The organism is Pseudomonas sp. Os17 (genome assembly GCF_001547895.1).
Classification (GTDB): Bacteria; Pseudomonadota; Gammaproteobacteria; order Pseudomonadales; family Pseudomonadaceae; genus Aquipseudomonas.
The window spans coordinates 6,090,316-6,112,503 of record NZ_AP014627.1; the positions used below are offsets into that span (position 1 = coordinate 6,090,316).

A 22,188-nucleotide genomic window follows, 5' to 3' on the forward strand; every position below is an offset into this window, starting at 1 on the left:
GCAGGACACAGCGCCCGCCCCCTGCAGACTGGTACCCGCATGTCGCATCGAAACGTCGATCTGCCCCCTCTCAACTGCCTGCAGCCTTTCGAGGCCGTGGCCCGTCATTTGAGCTTTACCCGGGCCGCCCAGGAACTGAACCTGACCCAGAGCGCGGTCAGCCGCCAGATCAAGCGGCTGGAGGAAAACCTCGCCCGGCCGCTGTTCCACCGCCACAACCTGGGCATCAGCCTGACCCCGGCGGGCGAGCGCTACTTTCGCACCATCCAGCGCCTGCTGCGCGAGCTGGACCGCGAGTCCGCGGAACTGCGCCGCCGCGGCGCCGAGCGCCAACTGACCCTGGCCAGCACCCCGACCATCAGCTCGATCTGGCTGGCGCGCCTGCTGCCGGCGTTCCAGAGCCTGTATCCGGAGCTGGACATCCGCATCCTCTGCAGTGAAAGCCCCTTGCACCTGGATGTCAGCGAGTACGACCTGGGACTGTTCTATCACCTGGACGAGTTGCCGGCGCCCCTGGGCCTGGAGCTGACCCCGGTATTTGCCGGGGAGCAGGTGATCTGCGTATGCAGCCCGGACTACCTGAGCCGCAAGGGGCCGATTCGCGACCCGCAACACCTGCTGCAGGAACACCGGCTGCTGATCGTCGAGGACCACTATCACGACTGGCTGACCTGGTCCGACTGGTTCAGCGCCGTGGGCGCGACCTATCACTCCCCGCAACACGCCCTGCGCACCAACAGCTACCAGTTGCTGATGCAGTCGGCGGTGATGGGCCAGGGCGTGGCCCTGGGCTGGGAAAGCCTGCTGCAGGACGAACTCGCCGCCGGACGCCTGCAACGCGCACTGCCGCAGCGCATGCCCAGCCGCGGGCGCCTGAACCTGATGCAACCGCACCACCGCAATCCGCCCACCGCCGTGCGCCGCTTTCGCCAATGGCTGCTGGAGCATGCCCATCTGGCCCACGAAACCGGTCCTTGACCGCCCAGACCTGACGACTTCATGAACCTGACCCTGCTGACATTTCCCGCGCTGTACTGCGCCACCCTCCTGATGCTCACCGGCAACGGGCTGTTCTTCAGCTATATCGGCCTGCGCCTGACCGGCGACGGGGTTGGTGAACTGTGGATCGGCGGCCTGACTGCGGCCTACTACGCCGGCATGGTCGGCGGCGCCAAGTTCGGCCATCGGATGATCGCCGCGGTTGGCCACATCCGTTCCTACGTCGCCTGCGCAGGTGCCGCGACCATGATCGTGCTCCTGCACATGCTGTTCGAGGCGCTGTGGCTGTGGCTGGCGCTGCGCTTCATCACCGGCCTGGTGATGATGAACCAGTACATGGTGATCGAAAGCTGGCTCAACGAGCAGGCAGGCAACCAGCAGCGTGGCGCGGTATTCGCCGGCTACATGGTGGCGGTGTCCCTGGGCCTGATCCTCGGCCAGGGGGTGCTGATCTGGCGCCCCGAGCTGGACTTCAAGCCGCTACTGATCGTCGCCCTGTGTTTCGCCGCCTGCCTGTTGCCCGTCGCCCTGACCCGGCGCCTGCACCCGGCCAGACTGGAGGCGGCGCCGCTGCAGATCGGCTTTTTCTGGCAGCGGGTGCCGCAAGCCCTGAGCACGGTATTTGTCACCGGGCTGCTGGTGGGTTCGTTCTATGCCCTGGCACCGGTGTTCATCACCTTGAGCGGCCTGGACACGGCCCAGGCCGGCACCTTCGTCGCCGTGGCGATCCTCGCCGGCCTGTGCGGCCAGTGGCCGCTCGGCTGGCTTTCGGATCGCCTCGACCGCGCGCGGCTGATCCGCGCCTGCGCACTGCTGCTGTGCCTGGTGAGCGTGCCTTTGTGGGGGCTGTTCAGTCTGTCGTTCACCTGGATGTTGCTGTTCGCCTGCCTCAGCGGCCTGCTGCTGTTCAGCCTCTACCCACTGGCAGTCGCCCTGGCCAACGAGCACATCGAACAATCCCGACGCGTGGCCCTGAGCGCCATGCTCCTGGCCACCCGCGGTGTTGGCGCCTGCCTGGGCCCCTTGCTCAGCGGCGCCCTGATGGACCTCTACGGGCACCACGTCTTCTACCTGATGTTTTCGGCGTTCGCCCTGCTGCTGGCCTGGCGGGTACAACCGAGCAAGGTCAGCGAGGAATTTCGGGGCGAGGCCGATACCGGTTCCCCCTGATACCGCCGCGGTGCAAGTGAAGGTCAAGCCGGATCGCTCGTCAAAGCCCCTCCAAAACGCCTCCTTGCACCGGCCCGCAGGGCGCCTGGCGCCACCCGGGTCCGAGTGTGCCAGCGAGCGCTTCTCATTTGCCCGAAACCCCGGTGTCTGCTAGTGTCGCGCCGGTTTAACGTCAACCGGGATAGCCGCCATGGCCCGCAAAAAAGCTGCCTTAGATTTCGAACAATCCCTCGCCGACCTGCAAACCCTGGTCGAGCGTCTGGAGAACGGCGAGCTGTCGCTGGAAGACTCGTTGACCGCCTTTGAACAAGGCATCGGCCTGACCCGTGATTGCCAGGCCGCCCTGGCCCAGGCCGAGCAGAAGGTGCAGATCCTGCTGGAACGCGACGGCGAACTGGCCGAACAACCCTTCGATGCGGAACAGCCAGAATGATTGCCGCTTATCAGGCCGCCAGCCAGGCCCGCGTCGACGCTGCAATGCACACCCTGTTCACCGCTCCCAGCCCCGAACTTGCCCGTCTTTATGAAGCCATGCGCTACAGCGTGATGAATGGCGGCAAGCGCGTGCGCCCGCTGCTGGCCTATGCCGCCTGCGAGGCCCTGGGCGGTCGGCCCGAACAAGCCAACGGCGCGGCCTGCGCGGTGGAACTGATTCACGCCTACTCCCTGGTCCACGACGACCTGCCGGCCATGGACGATGACGATCTGCGGCGCGGCCAGCCCACCACCCACAAAGCCTTCGACGAAGCCTGCGCGATTCTCGCCGGCGACGGCCTGCAGAGCCTGGCGTTCAGTGCCCTACTGGACCCGGGCCTGAGCGACGCCAGCGCCGAGATCCGGCTGCGCATGGTCACCACCCTGGCCCAGGCCGCAGGCCCGGCGGGCATGGTGGGCGGCCAGGCCATCGACCTGGGCTCGGTAGGCCTCAAGCTCGATCAGCAAGCCCTGGAATACATGCATCGGCACAAGACCGGCGCGCTGATCGAAGCCAGCGTGATCCTCGGCGCCCTGGCCAGCGGCCGGGCCGAGAAAGACGAGCTCAAATCCCTGCAGACCTACGCTCAGGCTGTCGGCCTGGCGTTCCAGGTGCAGGACGACATCCTCGACGTCGAAAGCGATACCGCCACCCTGGGCAAGCGCCAGGGCGCCGACATCGCCCGGGACAAACCGACCTACCCGGCACTGCTGGGGCTGGCCGCGGCCAAGGAATACGCTCTGGAGCTGCGGGACCAGGCGCTGCATGCGCTGCGTCCGTTTGACGCAGCGGCCGAGCCCCTGCGCGAGCTGGCGCGGTATATCGTCGAGCGCCGCCACTGATCGACGCGCCGCATATCGGCCAAGTTCGGCGCTCTGCGTGGGCAGCTTGCGATGCATAAGGTAAACTGCCGCCTCTTTCTATACCTATAACGATTCGCCTGATGCCCACGACGTTTCATGAGATTCCCCGCAAACGCCCGACCACGCCGCTGCTCGACCGTGCCCAGACGCCGGACGGCCTGCGCCGGTTAGGTGAAGCCGAGCTGGAAACCCTGGCCGATGAATTGCGCCTGGAATTGCTCTACACGGTCGGCCAGACCGGCGGGCACTTCGGTGCCGGCCTCGGCGTCATCGAGCTGACCATCGCGTTGCATTACGTGTTCGACACCCCGGACGACCGGCTGGTGTGGGACGTGGGTCACCAGGCGTATCCGCACAAGATCCTCACCGGTCGTCGCGAACAGATGGCCACCCTGCGCCAGAAAGACGGCCTGGCGGCCTTCCCGCGGCGCTCCGAGAGCGAGTACGACACCTTCGGCGTCGGCCACTCCAGCACCTCCATCAGTGCCGCGCTGGGCATGGCCATCGCCGCCCGCCTGCAGCACAGCGAACGCAAGGCCATCGCGGTGATCGGCGACGGCGCCCTGACCGCGGGCATGGCCTTCGAGGCGCTGAACCACGCGCCGGAAGTGGACGCCAACATGCTGGTGATCCTCAACGACAACGACATGTCGATCTCACGCAATGTCGGCGGGCTGTCCAACTACCTGGCCAAGATTCTCTCCAGCCGCACCTACGCCAGCATGCGCGAAGGCAGCAAGAAAGTGCTGTCGCGCCTGCCCGGTGCCTGGGAAATCGCCCGCCGCACCGAAGAATACGCCAAGGGCATGCTGGTGCCCGGCACCCTGTTCGAAGAGCTGGGCTGGAACTACATCGGCCCCATCGACGGCCACGACCTGCCGACCCTGATCGCCACCCTGCGCAACATGCGCGACCTCAAGGGCCCGCAGTTCCTGCATGTGGTGACCAAGAAGGGCAAGGGCTTCGCCCCGGCGGAAGTCGACCCGATCGGCTACCACGCCATCACCAAGCTGGAACCCCTGGATGCTCCGGCGGCCGCGCCGAAAAAGGCCGGCGGTCCGAAGTACTCCGGCGTGTTTGGCGAGTGGCTGTGCGACATGGCCGCCGCCGACCCGCGCCTGGTGGGCATCACCCCGGCAATGAAGGAAGGCTCGGACCTGGTGGCCTTCAGCGAGCGTTTCCCGCTGCGCTATTTCGACGTGGCGATTGCCGAGCAGCATGCGGTGACCCTGGCGGCCGGCATGGCCTGCGAAGGCGCCAAGCCGGTGGTGGCGATCTACTCCACCTTCCTGCAGCGCGGCTATGACCAACTGATCCACGACGTGGCGGTGCAGAACCTCGACGTGCTGTTCGCCATCGACCGCGCCGGACTGGTGGGCGAAGACGGCCCGACCCACGCCGGCAGCTTCGACCTGTCCTACCTGCGCTGCATCCCCGGCATGCTGGTGATGACGCCGAGCGACGAGAACGAGTTGCGCAAGATGCTCAGCACCGGGCACCTGTACAACGGCCCCGCCGCCGTGCGCTACCCGCGCGGCACCGGCCCCAACGCGCCGATCGACAAGGACCTGGAACCGATCGAGATCGGCAAGGGCGTGATCCGTCGCCAGGGCAAACAGGTCGCGTTGCTGGTGTTCGGCGTGCAATTGGCCGAAGCCCTGCAAGTGGCCGAAAAGCTCGACGCCACCGTGGTCGACATGCGTTTCGTCAAACCCCTGGATGAAGCCCTGGTGCGCGAGATCGCCGGCAGCCATGAACTGCTGGTGACCATTGAAGAGAACGCCATCATGGGCGGCGCCGGTGGCGCGGTCAGCGAGTTTTTGGCCCGCGAAAGCATCCTCAAGCCGATCCTGCACCTGGGCTTGCCCGACGCCTACGTCGAGCACGCCAAACCGGCGCAGATGCTTGCCGAATGCGGGCTCGACGAAGCCGGCATCGAAGCCTCGGTGCGCCAGCGCCTGGAGTTGCTGGGCCTGTAATCGCCACACGCGACTGCGGACGCCCGCCACGCGGGCGTCCGCTGCACGACCTGCCCTTTCGCTGCCCGCGGCCAAGGCCGCAGTGCGCTAATGGAATAGCCATGCAACTTGCTCGCTTTGCCCTACCCCTTTGCCTCCTGCCTTGTACCGAACTTCTGGCCGAGCCCCTCGAGCGCGACCAGGCCCTGAAACTGCCCGAGATGCTGATCAGTGCCAACCGACAGGTGGAAGCTCGCAACGACAGCAGCGCGGCGAACACGGTATTCACCCGGGAAGATATCGACCGCCTGCAACCCACCAGCCTGACCGACCTGCTGCAACGGGTGCCCGGGGTGCAGGTTGCCCAGAGCGGCGGACGCGGCAACCTGCCGAACATCTTCATTCGCGGCACCAACTCGGCCCAGAGCCTGGTGCTGGTGGATGGCCAGCGCATCAGCAGTTCATCCTCCGGCGACAGCAACCTGCAATTCATCAGCGTCGAGCAGATCGAGCGGGTGGAAGTGCTGCGCGGCTCGCGCTCGGTGATCTACGGCAGCGATGCCATTGGCGGGGTAATCCAGATCTTCACCCGGCGCGGCGCCGACTCGGGACTGCACGGGCGCATGCGCATCGCCGCCGGTAGCAACCAGACCTGGGAGCGCAGCCTGGGACTGTCCGGCGGCGACGCCCAGACCCGATTCAGCCTCGGCGCCAACCTGGATGAAAGTGCCGGTATCGACTGGACTCGCCCGTCGTTTCCCAGCGATGCCGACCACGATGGCTATCGCAACAGGTCCCTGAGCCTGACCCTCAGCCACGCCTTGAGCGATGACCTGGAGCTGGGTTTCAACCTGCTGGATAACCGTGGTCGCAGCCGCTATGACAACCCTTTCGGACGCTACGACTCCAACTACAACGTCTTCGCCCAAGACCCTTACACCGACTTCAGTGTCAGCAGCCTCAGCGGCTATCTCGACGCGAACATCCATGACAACTGGCAATCGCGGGTCGAGCTCGGACACAGCGAAAACCGTGACCTCAAGCGCGACAAGCTCAGTGATGAGCGCAGCGTGTTCAACACCTACCGCGACTCGCTGAACTGGCAGAACGCTGCGCCTGGATGAAGACAACAGCCTGATCTTGGGGGCGGACTGGTACGAGGATCGACTCAACACCAGCCCGGTCCGCTTTGCCGAAGACAGCCGCTGGAACCGCGCCGCCTTTATTCAGCATCGTTTTCACGGCGACAGTTTTTCCACCGAACTGGGTCTGCGCCGCGACCAGAACCAGCAGTACGGCAGCCAGAACACCTGGAGCGGCACCTTCACTCTGCCGCTGAATCCGGACAACGACCTGCTGCTGTCCTACAGCGAAGGCTTTCGGGCGCCGAATTTCAGCGACCTGTATTACCCGGGTTTCAGCAACCCGACCCTCAAGCCGGAACACTCAAAAAGCTATGAGTTGCAGTGGCGCAGCCAGCTGACGCCAGACAGCCGCCTGGAAGCCTCGATCTACCGTACCGATATCAAGGACGCGATTATTTATGACCGCGTCGCCCAGCGCCCGGAAAACGTCGGCGCCGCGAGGATCAACGGTTTCGAGGCAACCCTGAAACAAACACTGTTCGGCTGGCAAAGCAGCCTCGGTGCCGCGTTCATCGATCCGCGCAATCGTCAGGATGGCCATCAACTGCCACGTCGAGCCCGCCGTACCTTGAATCTGGATCTGGACCGGCAGTTCGGCGACCTGGCGTTCGGCGCCAGCTGGCAATTGGTGAGCAGGAGTTATGAAGACCTGAGCGTGAAGAAACAGGTGCCTGTGGGCGGCTATGGCGTGTTCGGGCTGCGCGGTAGCTGGGCAGTCAATCAGGAACTCAAGCTGGACCTGAAGCTCGACAACCTCTTCGACAAGGCCTATAGCCGCGCGCTCTACGAGTACGACGGCAACGATTATGGCTACCGCACCGAAGGCCGCGCCTGGATGTTCGGCGTGACCTGGACGCCCGAGTTGTAACCCCCCGCCTCGCCCACACACCGGCTCCTGCTGAACCCGTAGGAGCCGGCTTGCCGGCGAAGGGACTCAGCGCTCAGGCGCGATCAACGCACAGAGCTTGGCCGTCGCCGCGATCATCTGCCCGCTGGGTCGCTCCAGCCCCTTGTCCCTCACCAACAACAGCCGCCCCTGCTGCACCGCCGCAATCTGCGGCCAGGCTTTCCAGGCATCCAGCTGCCCTTGCGCGGTGGCCAGAATTGCCTGCGGGTTGCGCTGCAACACCGATTCGATGCTGACCTGGGGCGCCGGCAACGACTGGTCGACAAACACATTGCGGGCGCCACAGACGCTCAGGGCTTCGCTGATGATCTGGCCACCGCCCACGGTATACAGCGGCCGGTCCCAGACCTGGTAGAACACCGGCAACGCCGGTTCGCGGTGATAGCGGGCACGCAAACCGGCCAGTTGCCCGTCCAACTCGGCGGCCAGTTTACGAGCGGCCGCCGAGCGCCCCAGACGCTCGCCGATTTCGGCGATCTGCGCCGTCAGTTGCTTGAAATCATGAGGCTCGGCGACATAAGTGGGGATCCCCAGGCGCGCCAGCTGATCGCGCTGGGCCGGGCCGACGCTGCCCGGCCAGAGCAATAGCAAATCCGGTCGAAGGCTCAGCAGACGCTCGATATCCAACTGGCCATAACGCCCTACCGAAGGCAGGTCCTTGAGCGGTGCCGGCCGCTCACCGGCATCCAGCACGCCCACCAGCAAGTCGGAAGCCCCCAGCTCGACGACGATTTCCGAGAGCGACGGCGCCAGGCTGACCACCCGCTGCGCCGCCAGTGCCGGTGTGCCGACCAGCAGGCACAGGACCGCCAGCCAGCGCCACATCAGCCGAGCTGACGAGGAATACGGTAGAGGTAGAACAGCACGGCGGTGGACAGGGCCAGGAGCATCAGCGGCACCGCTTCCAGGCCGACGAACACCGCCAGGGCACCGATCCAGGCTGGCAAGGATGCCGCCAGGAAGGCGGCACGACGACGGGCCGCCAGGGCGATCCAGGCGGCAGGCTCCTCAGGGGTATCCAGGGCCTTGCCGGCGGCGATCAAGGCATGTTTGTAGCCGTTGAAAAAACGCAGGCTGACGAACATCGAGGCCGTACCGGCGATAAAGAATGGCATCGCCAGCACCGGCATCAAGGCCTCGCCCTGGCCAAACACCAGGTTGATCACAAACAGCGGCAGCAAGGCCAGGGCCAGGTACTTCCACCAACTGACGGCCAGGCGCCGCTTGACTTGGCCCCGAGTCACGCGCGGTCGACCTCGCCCTGATGCTCGTTGCCCATCATGTGGTCGAGCTTGCTGGCCTTGGTCGCCAGGTACAGCTTGTTGTGGGGGTTGTGCCCGGTGTGCAGCGGCACCCGCTCGGCAACCTGGATGCCCATGTCGGTCAACGCCTTGACCTTGCGCGGGTTGTTGGTCATCAGCCGCAGGGACTTGACCCCCAGATGCTCGAGCATCGGCAGGCACATGGCGTAGTCACGCTGGTCCGCGGCAAAGCCCAGACGCTCGTTGGCTTCCACGGTATCGGCGCCGCCATCTTGCAGCTCGTAGGCGCGGATCTTGTTCAGCAGGCCAATGCCGCGACCTTCCTGACGCAGGTACAGCAGCACCCCGCGACCTTCCCGGGCGATGGCCCGCAGCGCGGCTTCCAGTTGCGAGCCGCAATCGCAACGCTGGCTGAACAGGGCGTCGCCGGTCAGGCATTCGGAGTGCAGGCGGCCGAGAACCGGCGCGCCATCGGCGATGTCCCCCAGGCTGAGCACCACGTGCTCGCGACCGGTGGCTTCATCAAGAAAACCATGCATGGTGAATTGCGCAAAAGGCGTAGGCAGCTTGGAAGCGGCAACAAAAACGACGGGCACTGTTGTGCTCCTGATCTGTATGAGGACTGGAGATTCGCAGAGGCGGCATTGTAACAGCAGCCTCCACTGCACGCTTAGGCTGAATTATCGGAGATAAAGATCGATAAGTTTGATCAACGGACCGCCGGCTGCCGGCTCTCGTCAAAGGGATAAGGCTGCTTCCAACGCTGGAAGATCGGGCGCAGGACCCCGTCTTTCACCAACTGCTCCATGCGCCGGTCATACAGGGCCAGCAGGGCACGACCGCGGGGGTTGTCGGCAAAGCCCAGGTACAGGGGCAGCTCGGCCAGGTGGCTGATCTTGAACTGACTCGGGTCCTGGGCTTGCGCGAGCACGTAGCTGATCTCGGTCTGGGCGTCGATGTAATAGTCGGCCCGGCCGTACTGCAACATCGGCAGGATGCCGATGCGCCGGCGAATCTCGTTGTAGCGCCGGGCATTGGGCAGGTAGTCCTGGTACTTGTAGCCACGCACCCAGACCAGACGGTAACTGCCGAGGTTGGCCAGGGTCAGCTCGGGATGACTGGCCAGCCCCAGGGAGTAGATGTGGTCGGTGTCGTAGTTCCAGCGCGGGTAAAGCAACCCGGGAGATTCGTCGCGATAGGCGCCCACTTGCGCATCCGCTTCACCACGCTGCACCAGGCCCACCGAGCGGGTGTAAGGCACGCTGCTGCGCTCGATGCGCACCCCTTGGGGCTCGAACACTTCCCGCAGAATGTCCCAGGCCAGGCCTTCGCCATTGGCTTCGGTGTACTGGCTCCATTCTTCACTGGCGATGCGGATCTGCTGGGGTTGCGCCTGCAACTCATTGGCCCGGACGCCGCAGCTCCAGACAACCAGCAATACCAGCAGCACGCGGCGCACATCCATGCCTAACCTCTCAGCTGAAACACCACACCAACCCCTGCATCGCCAGCCAGGCGAACACACCGGCCAGCACATCGTCGAGCATGATGCCGACACCGCCGTGCACATGCCGGTCGACCCAGCGAATCGGCCATGGCTTGAGAATGTCGAAGAAGCGGAACATCAGGAAACCCGCCAGCAGCCAGTACCAGCCTTCAGGCACCAGCCACAGGGTGATCCACATGCCGACCATTTCGTCCCAGACGATGCCTTCGTGGTCATGCACCCGCAGATCATCGGCCACCTTGCCGCACAGCCAGAAGCCAAACAGCATGGTGATGCCGAGCATCAGCCAATAGCCCCAGTCCGGCAGCATCTGCCACAGCGGGATAAAGGGTAGCGCAACCAGCGAGCCCCAGGTGCCGGGCGCCTTGGGCAAGGTGCCGGAGCCGAAGCCGAAAGCCAGGAAGTGCCAGGGATTGCGCCAGACCGACGGCGGGACGAACTCCGCCGGGACCTGCTTGGGATGATCTGTCACGGTGTCTCCGGAAAGTGTTGATAACCCCGGATACCGGGGGTGATGTCCTGGCCGCCGGCATCCAGCAGGGTCACCCCCTGCCCCGCCAGCACTCGCCCCACCACGTGCACCGGCCACCCCGCCGCCCGCAGCGGCGCCAGTTCGGCAGGCGGCAGGGTGAAGGCCAGGACATAGTCGTCGCCCCCGCTCAGGGCGGCAGCGCGAGCACCTTCCAGCCCCAGGAAGCTGAGCAGCGCCGGAGACAGGGGCAGTTTTTCCAGGTCCAGTTGCACGGCAACCGCCGAGGCGGCCGCGATATGCCCGCAATCGGCCAGCAGGCCATCGGAAATGTCCAGGGCGGCGCTGGCCTTGCCTCTCAGGGCCTGACCCAGGGCCAACTGCGGTCGGGGCGACCAGTAGTGGGCCAGCAACGGCTCGGCCACCGCCGCCTCGGCGCGGCGCTGCCCCAGTACCAGCGGCAAGGCGCCGGCCGCATTGCCCAACTCGCCACCGACACACAGCAGGTCGCCGGCACGGGCGCCGCTGCGGGTCAGGGCCTGGCCGCCGGGAACCCGTCCGAACACGGTCAGGGTCAAGGTCAGCGGACCGCGGGTGGTGTCGCCGCCGATCAGGCGCACGCCACAGTCCTGGGCCATGAGGTTCAAGCCGCGGGCATAGGCCTGCAGCCAATCGGTGCTCACCGTCGGCAGGGTCAGGGCCAGGGTAAAGGCCAGCGGCGTGGCGCCCATGGCGGCCAGGTCGCTGACAGCCACCGCCAGAGAGCGTTGACCTAGAAGAAAGGGCTCGCAGGGATCGGCGAAATGCACACCCGCCACCAGGGTGTCGGTGGAAATCGCCAACTGCTCGCCGGGTGCAACCGCCAGCAAGGCGCAGTCATCGCCAATCCCCAGGGCAATACCCTCGCCGCCTTGCGCACAGGGCGCGGCAGCGAAGTAATGACGGATCAGCTCAAACTCGCCCATGGCAGCTGCAAGCGCGGATCAGCGCTTGAACGCCTTCACTTCAGCTTCGCGCAGGCGCGGTGCCAGCTTGTCGAGAACACCATTGACGAACTTGTGGCCATCGGTGGAACCGAAGACCTTGGCCAGTTCGATACCTTCGTTGATCACAACGCGGTAAGGCACGTCGACGCGCTTGAGCAGCTCCCAGGTGGAGAGGCGCAGAACCGCCAGTTCAACCGGATCCAGCTCATCGATGGCGAGGTCCAGGCAAGGCACGAGCGCGGTGTCGATCTCGTTCTTGTTGGCCGGAACCCCGTGCAGGATCTCCCGGAAGTAGGCGCCGTCGATATCAGTGAAATCGTTGTCGACCCGAAACTGCGCTTCGATCTCGTTCAGCGAATGCTTGGCCATGTGCCATTGGTACAGCGCCTGGGTCGCGAGCTGACGGGCTTCGCGACGCTTGGCGCTCTTGGATGGCTTGCCGGCGTTGGCAGGCTTGGGATCGCGCGGGTTGAAACGATCGCTTTCGTCGCTAATCACTTGGCCTCCAACTGCGCCAGCAGGCTGACCATTTCCAGGGCGGACAGGGCAGCTTCAGCACCTTTGTTGCCGGCCTTGGTGCCGGAACGCTCGATGGCTTGTTCGATCGAATCAACGGTCAGCACGCCGAAGGCCACTGGCACGCCGAACTCCATGGACACCTGGGCCAGGCCCTTGGTGCATTCGCCGGCCACGTATTCGAAGTGCGGAGTGCCGCCACGAATGACCGCGCCCAGGGCGACGATCGCCGCGTATTCACCCTTCTGTGCGACTTTCTGTGCAACCAACGGAATTTCGAAGGCGCCAGGGGCACGGATGATGGTGATGTCGCTTTCGCTCACGCCGTGGCGAACCAGGGCGTCAACCGCGCCACTGACCAGGCTTTCGACGACGAAGCTGTTGAAACGGCCGACCACCAGGGCATAGCGGCCTTTAGGGGCGATGAAGGTACCTTCGATGGTCTTCAGGGTCATTCGACAAATCTCTTAAAGAGCCAGAGCGTGTCTAGCACACGCTCTTCAGTGATATTTGAACCGCGAATTTCAAGCCGCAAACGACCGGCTGTTATTCGGAGGGCACGTATTCTACAACTTCCAGGTCGAAACCGGATATCGCATTAAACTTCATCGGCGCACTCATCAGGCGCATTTTGCGGACGCCCAGGTCGCGGAGGATCTGCGAACCGGCACCCACGATGCTGTAGGTGGTGGGTTTCTTCACCGGCTGGTGTTCCGCGGTTTCACGGATGTGCGCCAGCAGTACATCGCCATCCAGCGGGTGCCCCAGCAACAGCACCACACCACTGCCGGCCTCGGCCACGGTGGCCATGGCCGCGCGCAGGCTCCAGCGGCCCGGCTGCTTGACCATCAGCAGGTCGCGCAGCGGGTCCATGTTGTGCACCCGCACCAGGGTCGGTTCCTCTGCGCAAATGTCCCCCAGGGTCAGGGCCATGTGCACGTCGCCTTCCACGGAATCACGATAGGTCACCAGGTTGAACTGGCCCAGTTCGCTGTCCAGGGGCTGCTCGGCAATCCGCTGAACGGTACGTTCGTGGATCATCCGGTAGTGAATCAGGTCGGCGATGGTGCCGATCTTGATGTTGTGCTCGGCGGCGAAGGCTTCCAGCTCGGTGCGACGGGACATGGTGCCGTCGTCGTTCATCACCTCGCAGATCACCCCGCTTGGCTCGAAACCGGCCATGCGCGCCAGGTCGCAGGCGGCTTCGGTGTGGCCGGCACGGGCCAGGGTCCCGCCGGGCTGCGCCATCAGCGGGAAGATGTGGCCCGGGCTGACGATGTCCTCGGGCTTGGCGTCCTTGGCGGCCGCCGCTTGCACGGTGCGCGCACGGTCGGCGGCCGAGATGCCGGTGGTCACGCCTTCGGTGGCCTCGATGGAGACGGTGAACTTGGTGCCGAAGCCGGAACCGTTGCGCGGCGCCATCAGCGGCAGCTTGAGCAGCTCGCAACGCTCGCGGCTCATGGGCATGCAGATCAGGCCACGGGCGTGCTTGGCCATGAAGTTGATGTGCTCGGCCTTGCAGCACTCGGCGGCCATGATCAGGTCGCCTTCGTTCTCGCGGTCTTCGTCATCCATGAGGATGACCATCTTGCCTTGGCGGATGTCTTCAACCAGTTCTTCGATGCTGTTGAGCGCCACGCGGCACCCCCTTGAGTCAGGATTTGAGATAGCCGTTAGCGGCCAGAAAACTTTCGGTAATGGTGCCGCCAGTGGCCTCGGCCGCCTTGTCGCCCAGCAGCAGGCGCTCCAGGTAGCGTGCCAGCAGGTCGACCTCGAGGTTGACCTGCCGACCCGGCCGGTAGTCGGCCATGATGGTTTCCGCCAGGGTGTGGGGCACGATGGTCAGCTCGAACTCGGCGCCATTCACCGCGTTGACCGTCAGGCTGGTGCCGTCGACGGTGATCGAGCCTTTATGGGCGATGTACTTGGCCAGCTCCTTCGGTGCGCGGATGCGGAACTGGATGGCCCGGGCATTTTCCTCCCGCGCCACCACTTCACCGACGCCGTCGACGTGACCACTGACCAGGTGACCGCCCAGGCGGGTGGTCGGGGTCAGGGCTTTCTCCAGGTTGACCCGGCTGCCGGTTTTCAACTGATGGAAGGCGGTGCAATCCAGGGTCTCGCGGCTGACATCGGCCCAGAAACCATCGCCCGGCAGCTCGACCGCGGTCAGGCAGACGCCGTTCACCGCGATGCTGTCGCCCAGTTTGACGTCGGCCAGATCAAGCTTGCCGGTTTCTACATAGACCCGCACATCTCCGCCTTTTGGGGTCAATGCGCGAATGCTGCCGATGGATTCGATGATGCCGGTGAACATGGAGTCCTCCTCGAGAACGGGCCGCCGGGTAGGCGAAAGTCGGGAATTATACGCTCGCTGGTGGGGCCGGGATGGCAGTGACTCGCCAGTCATCGCCCACCGCGCGCATTTCGATGATCTTGAGCAAGGGCGCCTGGCTCATCCGCGCCAGCGGCCAGTCCAGCAGCGGCCGCGCAGAGGAGCCGAGGAACTTGCCGGCGACGAAGATCTGGTACTCGTCCACCAGGCCCTGCTGGGCAAAGGCTCCGGCCAATCGCGGACCGGCTTCCACCAGCACCTCGTTGACACCTCGGGCGGCGAGCTCCAGCAACAGCCGACGCAGATCCACCAGGCCATCGGGGCCGGGCACGATCAGGCATTCCGGACCGTTGGCATACTGTTCCTCCACCGCCGCGCAGGTCGCTACCAGGGCGGGGCCGGCCTTGAAGAACGGTGCATCGAGGGGCACTCGCAGGCGACCATCGATCAACACCCGCAGCGGCGGCCGGCTCATGGCCAAGGCCGTCTGCTCGGCGTCCAGGCCCAGTTCGGCAGCGCGCACGGTCAGCCGCGCATCATCGGCCAGCACCGTATCGGCACCGGTCAGCACCACGGACGATTCGGCCCGCAGGCGCTGCACCGCAGAGCGCGCCGCAGGTCCGGTGATCCACTGGCTTTCACCACTGGCCATCGCTGTTCGACCATCAAGGCTCATGGCCAGCTTGACCCGCACATAAGGCAGGCCGTGTTCCATGCGCTTGAGAAAACCCTTGTTGATCGCCCGGGCCTCGGCCTCCAGCACACCGCTGAGGGTGTCGATACCGGCCTGGGCCAGGCGCTGCAAGCCACGCCCGGCGACTTCCGGGTTCGGGTCCTGCATCGCCGCGACCACCCGCGCCACTCCGGCATTGACCAGGGCATCGGCACAAGGCGGCGTGCGTCCGTGATGACTGCAAGGCTCCAGGGTCACATAGGCCGTGGCGCCACGGGCCTGGTCAGCGGCCGCGCGCAGGGCGTGGACTTCGGCGTGGGGTTCGCCGGCCCGGACATGCCAGCCCTCACCCACCACCTGGCCGTCGCGCACGATGACGCAACCGACCCGGGGATTGGGATGGGTGGAGTAGCGCCCCTTGCGCGCCAGTTCCAGAGCGCGGGCCATGTAGTGCGCGTCGAGCACCGCTTGCTCCGGGGACTGGCTCATGGCTTGACCGGCTCGCGGGCGAGGCGGTCGATCTCTTCGCGGAATTCGTTGAGGTCCTGGAAGCGCCGGTACACCGACGCGAAACGGATATAGGCGACTTCATCGAGCTTCTGCAGCTCGGTCATCACCAGTTCACCCACGACCAGGGATTTGACTTCACGCTCGCCGGTGGCCCGCAGCTTGTGCTTGATGTGCACCAGCGCCGCTTCCAGGCGCTCGACACTCACCGGGCGTTTTTCCAGGGCGCGCTGCATGCCGGCGCGCAGTTTTTCTTCGTCGAAGGGCTGACGGCTGCCGTCAGTCTTGATCAGGCGCGGCATCACCAGTTCGGCGGTTTCGAAGGTGGTGAAACGCTCACCACAGGCCAGGCATTCACGCCGGCGGCGCACCTGTTCGCCCTCGGCGACCAGACGCGAGTCGATGACCTTGGTGTCGTTGGCACCGCAGAAGGGACAGTGCATGGTGGCAGGCAACAAAAAAAGGGAGGGCCATGGTAGCGCATCCCACTGGCAAGACAAGCCATAGCCTTTACGGTATACAGACCGACTATTATGTTTCGCACACGGAAATTCGCCTTGTTGGAGCTTCAGATGCCGCTCAGACCGCTCGTTTTGCTCAGTCTTGTCAGCCTGCTGGTCGCCTGCAGCAGCGATGCCCCGAAACCTGCGGCCCCCGTCTCCTCCTCGCCACAGACGGTGAAAAAAAATCAGCAACCTGTCGATCTCGGCCCCTTGCCGGCCTATCAGCGCGAACTGAGCGGCACCCTTGAGGGCGTGCCGGCCGGCGCCGACGTGGAACTGGCCCTGCTGGTGATCGATGAACGCAGTCGCCCGCAACGCCTTTTGGCCAGCAGCAACCTCAACGGCACCAGTCAGGCTCTGCCGTTTCGCCTGCGTTTCGCCGCCGAGGCATTCCCGAGCGGAGCCCGGGTCGAACTGCGTGGCCGCGCCAGCCAATCCGGCCAGTTGATCCTGCACCTGCCGGCGGTACGCATCGACCAACCCACCACCCAGGCTCTGGGACCACTGCAATTCGTCAAAGCCCCATGAACCCACCGCTCGACCTGCAAGACGCCCTCAGCGAACTGCTGGGGGACGCGCAACTGGTGGCCTGCGAGCTGCCCGATACCCAGCTGAAACTCTGGCTGATCGACGCCCGGAACATGGACCGCGCCTTCACCCCGGAAGAAACCCGGCGCATTCTCCACGAGCCGCCTTACTGGAGTTTCTGCTGGGCCAGCGGCCTGGCCCTGGCCCGCTACCTGGCCGAACACCCGCACTGGGTGCAAGGCAAGCGGGTGCTGGATTTCGGCGCCGGCTCCGGGGTGGCGGCGATTGCCGCAGCCTGGGCCGGAGCCCTGGAAGTGGTGGCTTGCGACCTCGACCCGCTGGCCATTGCCGCCTGCCGGGCCAACGCCGAACTCAACGGCGTCGAGCTGAGCTATTCCACGGACTTTTTCGCCGAGGCCGATCGCTTCGACCTGATCCTGGTGGCGGATGTGCTCTATAACCGGGCCAACCTGCCGCTACTGGACCAGTTTCTCAGCCGTGGCCGCCAGGCCCTGGTGGCGGACTCCCGGGTCAGGGACTTCCAGCACCCGCTGTATCAGCGCCTGGAAACGCTCAATGCCCTGACCCTGCCGGACCTGGCCGAGCCTTGGGAGTTTCGCAAGGTGAGCCTGTATCACGCGCAGCGGCCATTGGCCGGCAAACCGGCGCCCGCAGGCGATAGCGATCTGTCCCGGGCAACTTTATAGTGCTTCCATTCCCGCTTATTCGAGATACCCCATGAGTCAGGACACGCCGTATATCTTCGACGCCCGCACCGCCGACTTCGACCAGTCGGTCATCGAGAACTCCTTCCACAAGCCGGTCCTGGTGGACTTCTGGGCCGAATGGTGTGCGCCTTGCAAGGCGCTGATGCCGATGCTGCAACAGATCGCCGAGAGCTATCAGGGCGAGCTGCTGCTGGCCAAGGTCAACTGTGATGTCGAGCAGGACATCGTCGCCCGCTTCGGCATCCGCAGCCTGCCCACCGTGGTGCTGTTCAAGGACGGCCAGCCGGTGGACGGCTTTGCCGGCGCGCAGCCGGAATCCGCGGTGCGGGCCATGCTCGAACCCCATGTGCAGATGCCGCCACCGCCCGCTGCCGACCCGCTGGAACAGGCCGAAGCACTGTTTGGCGAAGGCCGTATCGGCGACGCCGAAGCCCTCCTCAAAGTGCTGCTGGGGGAAGACAACAGCAACGCCAAGGCCCTCATCCTTTACGCCCGCTGCCTGGCCGAGCGCGGCGAACTGGACGAAGCCCAGACCGTGCTCGACGCGGTCAAGAGCGATGAGCATAAGGCCGCCCTGGCCGGCGCCAAGGCGCAGATCACATTCCTCAAGCAGGCCGCGGATCTGCCAGATGCCGCCGACCTCAAGGCGCGCCTGGCCAAGGACCCGCAAGACGACGAAGCCCTGTACCAACTGTCGATCCAGCAACTGGCCCGCCAGCAATACGAAGCGGCGCTGGAGGCCCTGCTCAAGCTGTTCATGCGCAACCGCAGCTACAACGAAGGCATTGCCCACAAGACCCTGCTGCAGGTGTTCGACCTGCTGGGCAACGATCATCCGCTGGTAACCGCCTACCGCCGCAAACTGTTCGCCGCCCTGTACTGAGCAGGATGTGCCGGCGTGTGTAGGAGCTGGCTTGCCAGCGAAAGCGTTCTGACAGACCTAACGCGTTCGCCAGCAAGCTGGCTCCTACAGGCTCACTGCACCCAGCTGTAGATCGGCGTATCGGCGCCGCTGACCACCTTGACCTCGGTGCAGTGGCGCAAGCGCACCAGCAGGCGCTTGCCCGACGCGGCGCTGCCGGTCAGCCCCTCCAACTGCTCCAGCAACTCGGGCCCGCTAATCTGGCCCGCCTTGCGCAACAGATCCTTGGCGGTCTGCCACAAGGCATCGTCCTGGCTGGCCGGCTTGCTCACCGGCGTCGGTGCCGCCGCTTCAGGCCTGGCCGCCTGCAACTGCGCGCCCAGTTGCGCCCAATCGCCCTCGTCCAGTTCCAGGGTCAAATCCACCGGCCAGTCGCCGATGCTTCCACGAATTCGCAACATCGCTGCACTCCCGATTTTTTCTGACGAGCATGCTCCCACGCGTCTTGCGCAACGCCAAGCAGACGGTCAAACTCTGCGGCCCATTGTTATAAGATTACATAACATTTTTTTCATCCTCGCCCTGGAGACTTGCTATGCGCCGTCTGCTCCTCGCCTTGCCGTTTGCCCTGTTGCCACTGGCTGTTGCTCAGGCCGTGCAAGCCCATGAACACGAGCATGAACACGGCAGCCTCGGCGCCCATGAACATGGGGTCGCCCGCCTGAACGCGGTACTCGACGGCCAGGCCCTGGAGCTGGAGCTGGAAAGCCCGGCGATGAACCTGGTGGGCTTCGAGCACGCCCCCAGCACCGACGCCGACAAGGCCAAGGTAGCGGCCGCCCGCGCCCAGCTGGAACAACCCCTGGTGCTGTTCAGCCTGCCCAAGGCGGCCGCGTGCGTGGTAGCCAAGCAGGAACTGCAGAGCCCGCTGTTCGGTGACAAGCCCGATGCCGATGATCACGATGACGACGACCACGACGAAGAGGCCAAGGACGCCAACGGCCATGAGCATCACCATGAGCACAGCGAAATCCACGCTCATTACCAGTTCACCTGCGCCAAGCCGGACGCCCTGAAGAGCCTCGACCTGGGGCAGATCTTCAAGACCTTCCCCGCCACCCAGAAAATTCAGGTACAACTGATTTCGCCAAGCGGCCAGCAAGGTGTCGAAGCCACGGCCAAGGCTGCCACCCTGAAGTTTTGAGCGCTGCACCTGTAGCCGCCCGCGGTGGCGGCTACACCACTCACTGCATGATCGGCCCAACATGACCCAAGCACTTATCGAACTGTCCGACCTGACTTTCAGCTGGCCCGGCCACCCTCAGTTGCTGGACATCCCGGCCTTCCGCCTGGAAGCCGGCGAGACGCTGTTCCTCAAGGGCCCCAGCGGCAGTGGCAAGACCACCCTGCTGGGCCTGCTCGGCGGGGTACAGAAACCCAGCCACGGCAGCATCCGCCTGCTGGGCCAGGAACTGACCGAGCTGTCCGCCGGGGCCCGCGATCGCTTTCGTGTCGATCACACCGGCTACATCTTCCAGCAGTTCAACCTGCTGCCATTTCTCTCGGTGCGCGAGAACGTCGAACTGCCCTGCCACTTCTCCAAACTGCGGGCCAGTCGCGCCCTGCAGCGCCACGGCAGCGTCGATCAGGCCGCGTCCACCCTGCTGGCCCACCTGGGCCTGAAGGACCCCGATCTGCTCGGCCGTCGCGCCGACTCTTTGTCCATCGGCCAACAGCAACGGGTCGCCGCGGCCAGGGCGCTGATCGGCCAGCCGGAGCTAGTGATCGCCGACGAGCCGACCTCGGCACTGGACTACGACGCCCGCGAAGCCTTCATCCAACTGCTCTTCGCCGAGTGCCGCGAGGCCGGGGCCAGCCTGCTGTTCGTCAGCCACGACCAGAGCCTAGCGCCGCTGTTCGATCGCAACCTGTCGCTGGCCGAACTCAATCGCGCCGCCAAGCCTGCAGAGGTCTGAGATGTATCTGTTCCGTCTAGCCATGGCCAGCCTGGCTAACCGCCGCTTCACCGCGATCCTCACCGCCTTTGCCATCGCCCTTTCGGTCTGCCTGCTGCTGGCGGTGGAACGGGTACGCACCGAAGCCCGAGCCAGCTTCGCCAGCACCATCAGCGGCACCGACCTGATCGTCGGCGCCCGCTCCGGCTCGGTGAATCTGCTGCTGTACTCGGTGTTCCGCATCGGTAACGCCACCAACAACATCCGCTGGGACAGCTTCGAGCATTTCGCCAGCAACCCGAAGGTGAAGTGGGCGATCCCGATTTCCCTGGGCGACTCCCACCGCGGCTACCGGGTCATGGGCACCACCGAGGCCTACTTCCAGCACTACCAGTACGGTCATCAGCAAAGCCTGCAACTGGCCGTGGGCCGGGCTTTCGCCAGCGACCCTTTCGAGGTGGTACTGGGTGCCGAAGTCGCCGAAGCCCTGCACTACAAACTGGGGGACCAGCTGGTGCTGGCCCATGGCGTTGCGGCCATCAGCCTGGTCAAGCATGACGACAAGCCCTTCACCGTGGTCGGCATCCTCAAGCGCACCGGCACTCCGGTGGACCGCACGCTGCACATCAGCCTGGGCGGCATGGAAGCGATCCACATCGACTGGCACAACGGCGTGCCGGCCCGTGGCGATGGCCGTATCAGTGCCGATCAGGCGCGCAACATGGACCTGACGCCCCAGGCGATCACCGCCTTCATGCTCGGCCTCAACAGCAAGATCTCAACCTTCGCCCTGCAGCGCGAGATCAACGAGTTCCGCGGCGAGCCGATGCTGGCGATCCTGCCCGGCGTGGCCCTGCAGGAGCTCTGGAGCCTGATGGGTACCGCCGAGAAGGCCCTGTTCGTGGTGTCGTTGTTCGTGGTGCTCACCGGCCTGATCGGCATGCTCACGGCGATCCTCACCAGCCTCAACGAGCGCCGTCGGGAGATGGCCATTCTGCGTTCGGTGGGGGCCCGGCCCTGGCATATCGCGACCCTGCTGGTACTGGAGGCGTTCGCCCTGGCGCTGACCGGGGTTCTGGCCGGGCTTGGCCTGCTGTACCTGGGCATCGCCCTGGCCCAGGGCTATGTGCAATCGAACTACGGCCTGTACCTGCCGTTGTCCTGGCCCAGCCAATATGAGTGGACGCTGCTGGGCGGTATCCTGATCGCCGCCTTGCTGATGGGCAGCGTGCCGGCCTGGCGCGCCTACCGGCAATCCCTGGCCGACGGCCTGTCGATTCGTTTATGAGCCCTGCCTTATGAAGACCCAACGCTTGCTGCGCTCCCTGCTTGCCCTGTCGCTGCTGTTCAGCTCGCCGCTGTGGGCGGCGGCGCCGAAGGATCTGACCTGGTCGGAAATGATCCCGCCGGACGCGCCGCCGGAAGTGCCGAACATGAAGCCGCTGCACGACCTGTCGCAGATGAGCGATGCACTGGCCGCCGAATCGGCCCCCGCCGCCAAGCAGGACCTGCCCAATGCGCCGGTGGTGAAGAGCCTGGACGGCCAGTCGGTGCGCCTGCCCGGCTACATCGTGCCCCTGGAAGTGAACGAGGACGGCCGCACCACCGAGTTTCTCCTGGTGCCCTACTTCGGCGCCTGCATCCACGTGCCGCCACCGCCGTCGAACCAGATCGTCCACGTCACCAGCGAGCTGGGGGTCAAGCTCGACGAGCTGTATCAGCCTTACTGGATCGAGGGCGACATGCAGGTCAAGCCCTCTAGCAGCGAGCTGGCGGACGCCGGCTACCAGATGGCGGCGCAGAAGATCTATGTCTACGAGTTGCAGGAGTGAAGGCGGCA

At 65.0% G+C, this 22,188-nt stretch carries 25 protein-coding genes and 1 pseudogene; 13 read left to right on the forward strand and 13 right to left on the reverse strand.

Annotation, left to right across the window (positions count from 1 at the left end):
- The first annotated feature begins 39 nt into the window (after positions 1–39).
- From POS17_RS26935 to POS17_RS26960, 6 genes and pseudogenes are all read left to right on the forward strand, one after another.
- Positions 40–978 carry a LysR substrate-binding domain-containing protein gene (locus POS17_RS26935; RefSeq protein WP_060841293.1) on the forward strand — a complete coding sequence of 313 codons (939 nt, stop codon included), beginning with the start codon at positions 40–42 and terminating at the stop codon, positions 976–978.
- A gap of 21 nt (positions 979–999) precedes the next feature.
- Complete coding sequence (locus tag POS17_RS26940) at positions 1,000–2,169, forward strand: MFS transporter (protein WP_060841294.1); 1,170 nt, start codon at positions 1,000–1,002, stop codon at positions 2,167–2,169.
- 190 nt (positions 2,170–2,359) lie between these two features.
- Positions 2,360–2,602: an exodeoxyribonuclease VII small subunit gene (locus POS17_RS26945; protein ID WP_011063724.1), complete on the forward strand. Its 243-nt coding sequence runs from the start codon at positions 2,360–2,362 to the stop codon at positions 2,600–2,602.
- Entirely contained in the window at positions 2,599–3,486 is an 888-nt protein-coding gene (gene ispA, locus POS17_RS26950) for a (2E,6E)-farnesyl diphosphate synthase (RefSeq protein ID WP_060841295.1), read from the forward strand. The genes POS17_RS26945 and ispA overlap by 4 nt, the downstream gene beginning before the upstream one ends.
- Before the next feature lie 101 nt (positions 3,487–3,587).
- A complete protein-coding gene (dxs, locus tag POS17_RS26955) occupies positions 3,588–5,486 on the forward strand; it encodes a 1-deoxy-D-xylulose-5-phosphate synthase (protein WP_060841296.1) in 1,899 nt (632 codons plus the stop codon).
- Positions 5,487–5,587: 101 nt separating this feature from the next.
- Positions 5,588–7,478 (forward strand): annotated as a pseudogene (locus tag POS17_RS26960) (TonB-dependent receptor plug domain-containing protein).
- A 66-nt stretch (positions 7,479–7,544) separates the two neighbouring features.
- Here POS17_RS26960 and POS17_RS26965 read toward each other — a convergent pair.
- The 12 genes from POS17_RS26965 to nrdR all read right to left on the reverse strand — a co-directional run bounded on the left by POS17_RS26965 (position 7,545) and on the right by nrdR (position 16,215).
- Positions 7,545–8,342, reverse strand: coding sequence for a cobalamin-binding protein (locus POS17_RS26965; protein ID WP_060841297.1), 798 nt, complete (start codon positions 8,340–8,342; stop codon positions 7,545–7,547).
- Complete coding sequence (locus POS17_RS26970; RefSeq protein ID WP_060841298.1) at positions 8,342–8,761, reverse strand: hypothetical protein; 420 nt, start codon at positions 8,759–8,761, stop codon at positions 8,342–8,344. The genes POS17_RS26965 and POS17_RS26970 overlap by 1 nt, the downstream gene beginning before the upstream one ends.
- Complete coding sequence (gene ribA / locus POS17_RS26975; RefSeq protein ID WP_060841299.1) at positions 8,758–9,375, reverse strand: GTP cyclohydrolase II; 618 nt, start codon at positions 9,373–9,375, stop codon at positions 8,758–8,760. The genes POS17_RS26970 and ribA overlap by 4 nt, the downstream gene beginning before the upstream one ends.
- A gap of 113 nt (positions 9,376–9,488) precedes the next feature.
- Positions 9,489–10,244 (reverse strand): substrate-binding periplasmic protein, encoded by a 756-nt coding sequence (locus POS17_RS26980; protein ID WP_060841300.1) that lies wholly within the window; start codon positions 10,242–10,244, stop codon positions 9,489–9,491.
- 10 nt (positions 10,245–10,254) lie between these two features.
- Positions 10,255–10,758: a phosphatidylglycerophosphatase A family protein gene (locus tag POS17_RS26985; protein WP_060841301.1), complete on the reverse strand. Its 504-nt coding sequence runs from the start codon at positions 10,756–10,758 to the stop codon at positions 10,255–10,257.
- On the reverse strand, positions 10,755–11,720 hold the full coding sequence (thiL, locus tag POS17_RS26990) for a thiamine-phosphate kinase (RefSeq protein ID WP_060841302.1): 966 nt from the start codon (positions 11,718–11,720) through the stop codon (positions 10,755–10,757). The genes POS17_RS26985 and thiL overlap by 4 nt, the downstream gene beginning before the upstream one ends.
- Positions 11,721–11,738: 18 nt before the next feature.
- Positions 11,739–12,239: a transcription antitermination factor NusB gene (nusB, locus tag POS17_RS26995; RefSeq protein WP_047306286.1), complete on the reverse strand. Its 501-nt coding sequence runs from the start codon at positions 12,237–12,239 to the stop codon at positions 11,739–11,741.
- Entirely contained in the window at positions 12,236–12,712 is a 477-nt protein-coding gene (gene ribH / locus POS17_RS27000; RefSeq protein ID WP_016968455.1) for a 6,7-dimethyl-8-ribityllumazine synthase, read from the reverse strand. The genes nusB and ribH overlap by 4 nt, the downstream gene beginning before the upstream one ends.
- A gap of 91 nt (positions 12,713–12,803) precedes the next feature.
- Entirely contained in the window at positions 12,804–13,895 is a 1,092-nt protein-coding gene (gene ribBA, locus POS17_RS27005) for a bifunctional 3,4-dihydroxy-2-butanone-4-phosphate synthase/GTP cyclohydrolase II (RefSeq protein ID WP_060841303.1), read from the reverse strand.
- A 16-nt stretch (positions 13,896–13,911) separates the two neighbouring features.
- A complete protein-coding gene (locus POS17_RS27010; protein ID WP_060841304.1) occupies positions 13,912–14,574 on the reverse strand; it encodes a riboflavin synthase in 663 nt (220 codons plus the stop codon).
- A 46-nt stretch (positions 14,575–14,620) separates the two neighbouring features.
- A complete protein-coding gene (ribD, locus tag POS17_RS27015; RefSeq protein WP_060841305.1) occupies positions 14,621–15,754 on the reverse strand; it encodes a bifunctional diaminohydroxyphosphoribosylaminopyrimidine deaminase/5-amino-6-(5-phosphoribosylamino)uracil reductase RibD in 1,134 nt (377 codons plus the stop codon).
- On the reverse strand, positions 15,751–16,215 hold the full coding sequence (gene nrdR / locus POS17_RS27020) for a transcriptional regulator NrdR (protein ID WP_060841306.1): 465 nt from the start codon (positions 16,213–16,215) through the stop codon (positions 15,751–15,753). The genes ribD and nrdR overlap by 4 nt, the downstream gene beginning before the upstream one ends.
- Before the next feature lie 129 nt (positions 16,216–16,344).
- On the opposite strand from nrdR, the gene POS17_RS27025 reads away from it, so the two are divergent.
- Genes POS17_RS27025 through trxA form a run of 3 tightly spaced genes read left to right on the forward strand, consistent with a single transcriptional unit; the run spans position 16,345 to position 18,414 of the window.
- A complete protein-coding gene (locus tag POS17_RS27025) occupies positions 16,345–16,803 on the forward strand; it encodes a hypothetical protein (RefSeq protein ID WP_060841307.1) in 459 nt (152 codons plus the stop codon).
- Positions 16,800–17,510, forward strand: a complete 711-nt coding sequence (locus POS17_RS27030) for a class I SAM-dependent methyltransferase (protein ID WP_060841308.1) — start codon at positions 16,800–16,802, stop codon at positions 17,508–17,510. Before POS17_RS27025 ends, POS17_RS27030 begins: the two co-directional genes overlap by 4 nt.
- 31 nt (positions 17,511–17,541) lie before the next feature.
- Positions 17,542–18,414 carry a thioredoxin gene (gene trxA / locus POS17_RS27035; protein ID WP_060841309.1) on the forward strand — a complete coding sequence of 291 codons (873 nt, stop codon included), beginning with the start codon at positions 17,542–17,544 and terminating at the stop codon, positions 18,412–18,414.
- Positions 18,415–18,506: 92 nt separating this feature from the next.
- Here trxA and POS17_RS27040 read toward each other — a convergent pair whose 3' ends face one another.
- A complete protein-coding gene (locus POS17_RS27040) occupies positions 18,507–18,854 on the reverse strand; it encodes a hypothetical protein (RefSeq protein WP_060841310.1) in 348 nt (115 codons plus the stop codon).
- A 134-nt stretch (positions 18,855–18,988) separates the two neighbouring features.
- Between POS17_RS27040 and POS17_RS27045 the strand changes: the two genes are divergently transcribed.
- The 4 genes from POS17_RS27045 (at position 18,989) to POS17_RS27060 (ending at position 22,180) form a co-directional block, all read left to right on the forward strand.
- Positions 18,989–19,597 (forward strand): DUF2796 domain-containing protein, encoded by a 609-nt coding sequence (locus POS17_RS27045; RefSeq protein WP_060841311.1) that lies wholly within the window; start codon positions 18,989–18,991, stop codon positions 19,595–19,597.
- Positions 19,598–19,658: 61 nt separating this feature from the next.
- Positions 19,659–20,369 (forward strand): ABC transporter ATP-binding protein, encoded by a 711-nt coding sequence (locus tag POS17_RS27050; RefSeq protein ID WP_060841312.1) that lies wholly within the window; start codon positions 19,659–19,661, stop codon positions 20,367–20,369.
- Position 20,370: 1 nt separating this feature from the next.
- A complete protein-coding gene (locus POS17_RS27055) occupies positions 20,371–21,636 on the forward strand; it encodes an ABC transporter permease (RefSeq protein ID WP_060841313.1) in 1,266 nt (421 codons plus the stop codon).
- A 25-nt stretch (positions 21,637–21,661) separates the two neighbouring features.
- Positions 21,662–22,180: a DUF3299 domain-containing protein gene (locus tag POS17_RS27060; RefSeq protein ID WP_173655963.1), complete on the forward strand. Its 519-nt coding sequence runs from the start codon at positions 21,662–21,664 to the stop codon at positions 22,178–22,180.
- Positions 22,181–22,188 lie beyond the last annotated feature (8 nt).

What these genes read in the sequence shown, in the direction of transcription:
- POS17_RS26935 (WP_060841293.1), top strand. Translation starts at nt 40, where the DNA reads ATGTCGCATCGAAACGTCGATCTGCCCCCTCTCAACTGCCTGCAGCCT.
- POS17_RS26940 (WP_060841294.1), top strand. Translation starts at nt 1,000, where the DNA reads ATGAACCTGACCCTGCTGACATTTCCCGCGCTGTACTGCGCCACCCTC.
- POS17_RS26945 (WP_011063724.1), top strand. Translation starts at nt 2,360, where the DNA reads ATGGCCCGCAAAAAAGCTGCCTTAGATTTCGAACAATCCCTCGCCGAC.
- ispA (WP_060841295.1), top strand. Translation starts at nt 2,599, where the DNA reads ATGATTGCCGCTTATCAGGCCGCCAGCCAGGCCCGCGTCGACGCTGCA.
- dxs (WP_060841296.1), top strand. Translation starts at nt 3,588, where the DNA reads ATGCCCACGACGTTTCATGAGATTCCCCGCAAACGCCCGACCACGCCG.
- POS17_RS26965 (WP_060841297.1), bottom strand. Translation starts at nt 8,342, where the DNA reads ATGTGGCGCTGGCTGGCGGTCCTGTGCCTGCTGGTCGGCACACCGGCA.
- POS17_RS26980 (WP_060841300.1), bottom strand. Translation starts at nt 10,244, where the DNA reads ATGGATGTGCGCCGCGTGCTGCTGGTATTGCTGGTTGTCTGGAGCTGC.
- thiL (WP_060841302.1), bottom strand. Translation starts at nt 11,720, where the DNA reads ATGGGCGAGTTTGAGCTGATCCGTCATTACTTCGCTGCCGCGCCCTGT.
- ribH (WP_016968455.1), bottom strand. Translation starts at nt 12,712, where the DNA reads ATGACCCTGAAGACCATCGAAGGTACCTTCATCGCCCCTAAAGGCCGC.
- POS17_RS27010 (WP_060841304.1), bottom strand. Translation starts at nt 14,574, where the DNA reads ATGTTCACCGGCATCATCGAATCCATCGGCAGCATTCGCGCATTGACC.
- ribD (WP_060841305.1), bottom strand. Translation starts at nt 15,754, where the DNA reads ATGAGCCAGTCCCCGGAGCAAGCGGTGCTCGACGCGCACTACATGGCC.
- nrdR (WP_060841306.1), bottom strand. Translation starts at nt 16,215, where the DNA reads ATGCACTGTCCCTTCTGCGGTGCCAACGACACCAAGGTCATCGACTCG.
- POS17_RS27025 (WP_060841307.1), top strand. Translation starts at nt 16,345, where the DNA reads ATGCCGCTCAGACCGCTCGTTTTGCTCAGTCTTGTCAGCCTGCTGGTC.
- POS17_RS27030 (WP_060841308.1), top strand. Translation starts at nt 16,800, where the DNA reads ATGAACCCACCGCTCGACCTGCAAGACGCCCTCAGCGAACTGCTGGGG.
- trxA (WP_060841309.1), top strand. Translation starts at nt 17,542, where the DNA reads ATGAGTCAGGACACGCCGTATATCTTCGACGCCCGCACCGCCGACTTC.
- POS17_RS27040 (WP_060841310.1), bottom strand. Translation starts at nt 18,854, where the DNA reads ATGTTGCGAATTCGTGGAAGCATCGGCGACTGGCCGGTGGATTTGACC.
- POS17_RS27045 (WP_060841311.1), top strand. Translation starts at nt 18,989, where the DNA reads ATGCGCCGTCTGCTCCTCGCCTTGCCGTTTGCCCTGTTGCCACTGGCT.
- POS17_RS27050 (WP_060841312.1), top strand. Translation starts at nt 19,659, where the DNA reads ATGACCCAAGCACTTATCGAACTGTCCGACCTGACTTTCAGCTGGCCC.
- POS17_RS27055 (WP_060841313.1), top strand. Translation starts at nt 20,371, where the DNA reads ATGTATCTGTTCCGTCTAGCCATGGCCAGCCTGGCTAACCGCCGCTTC.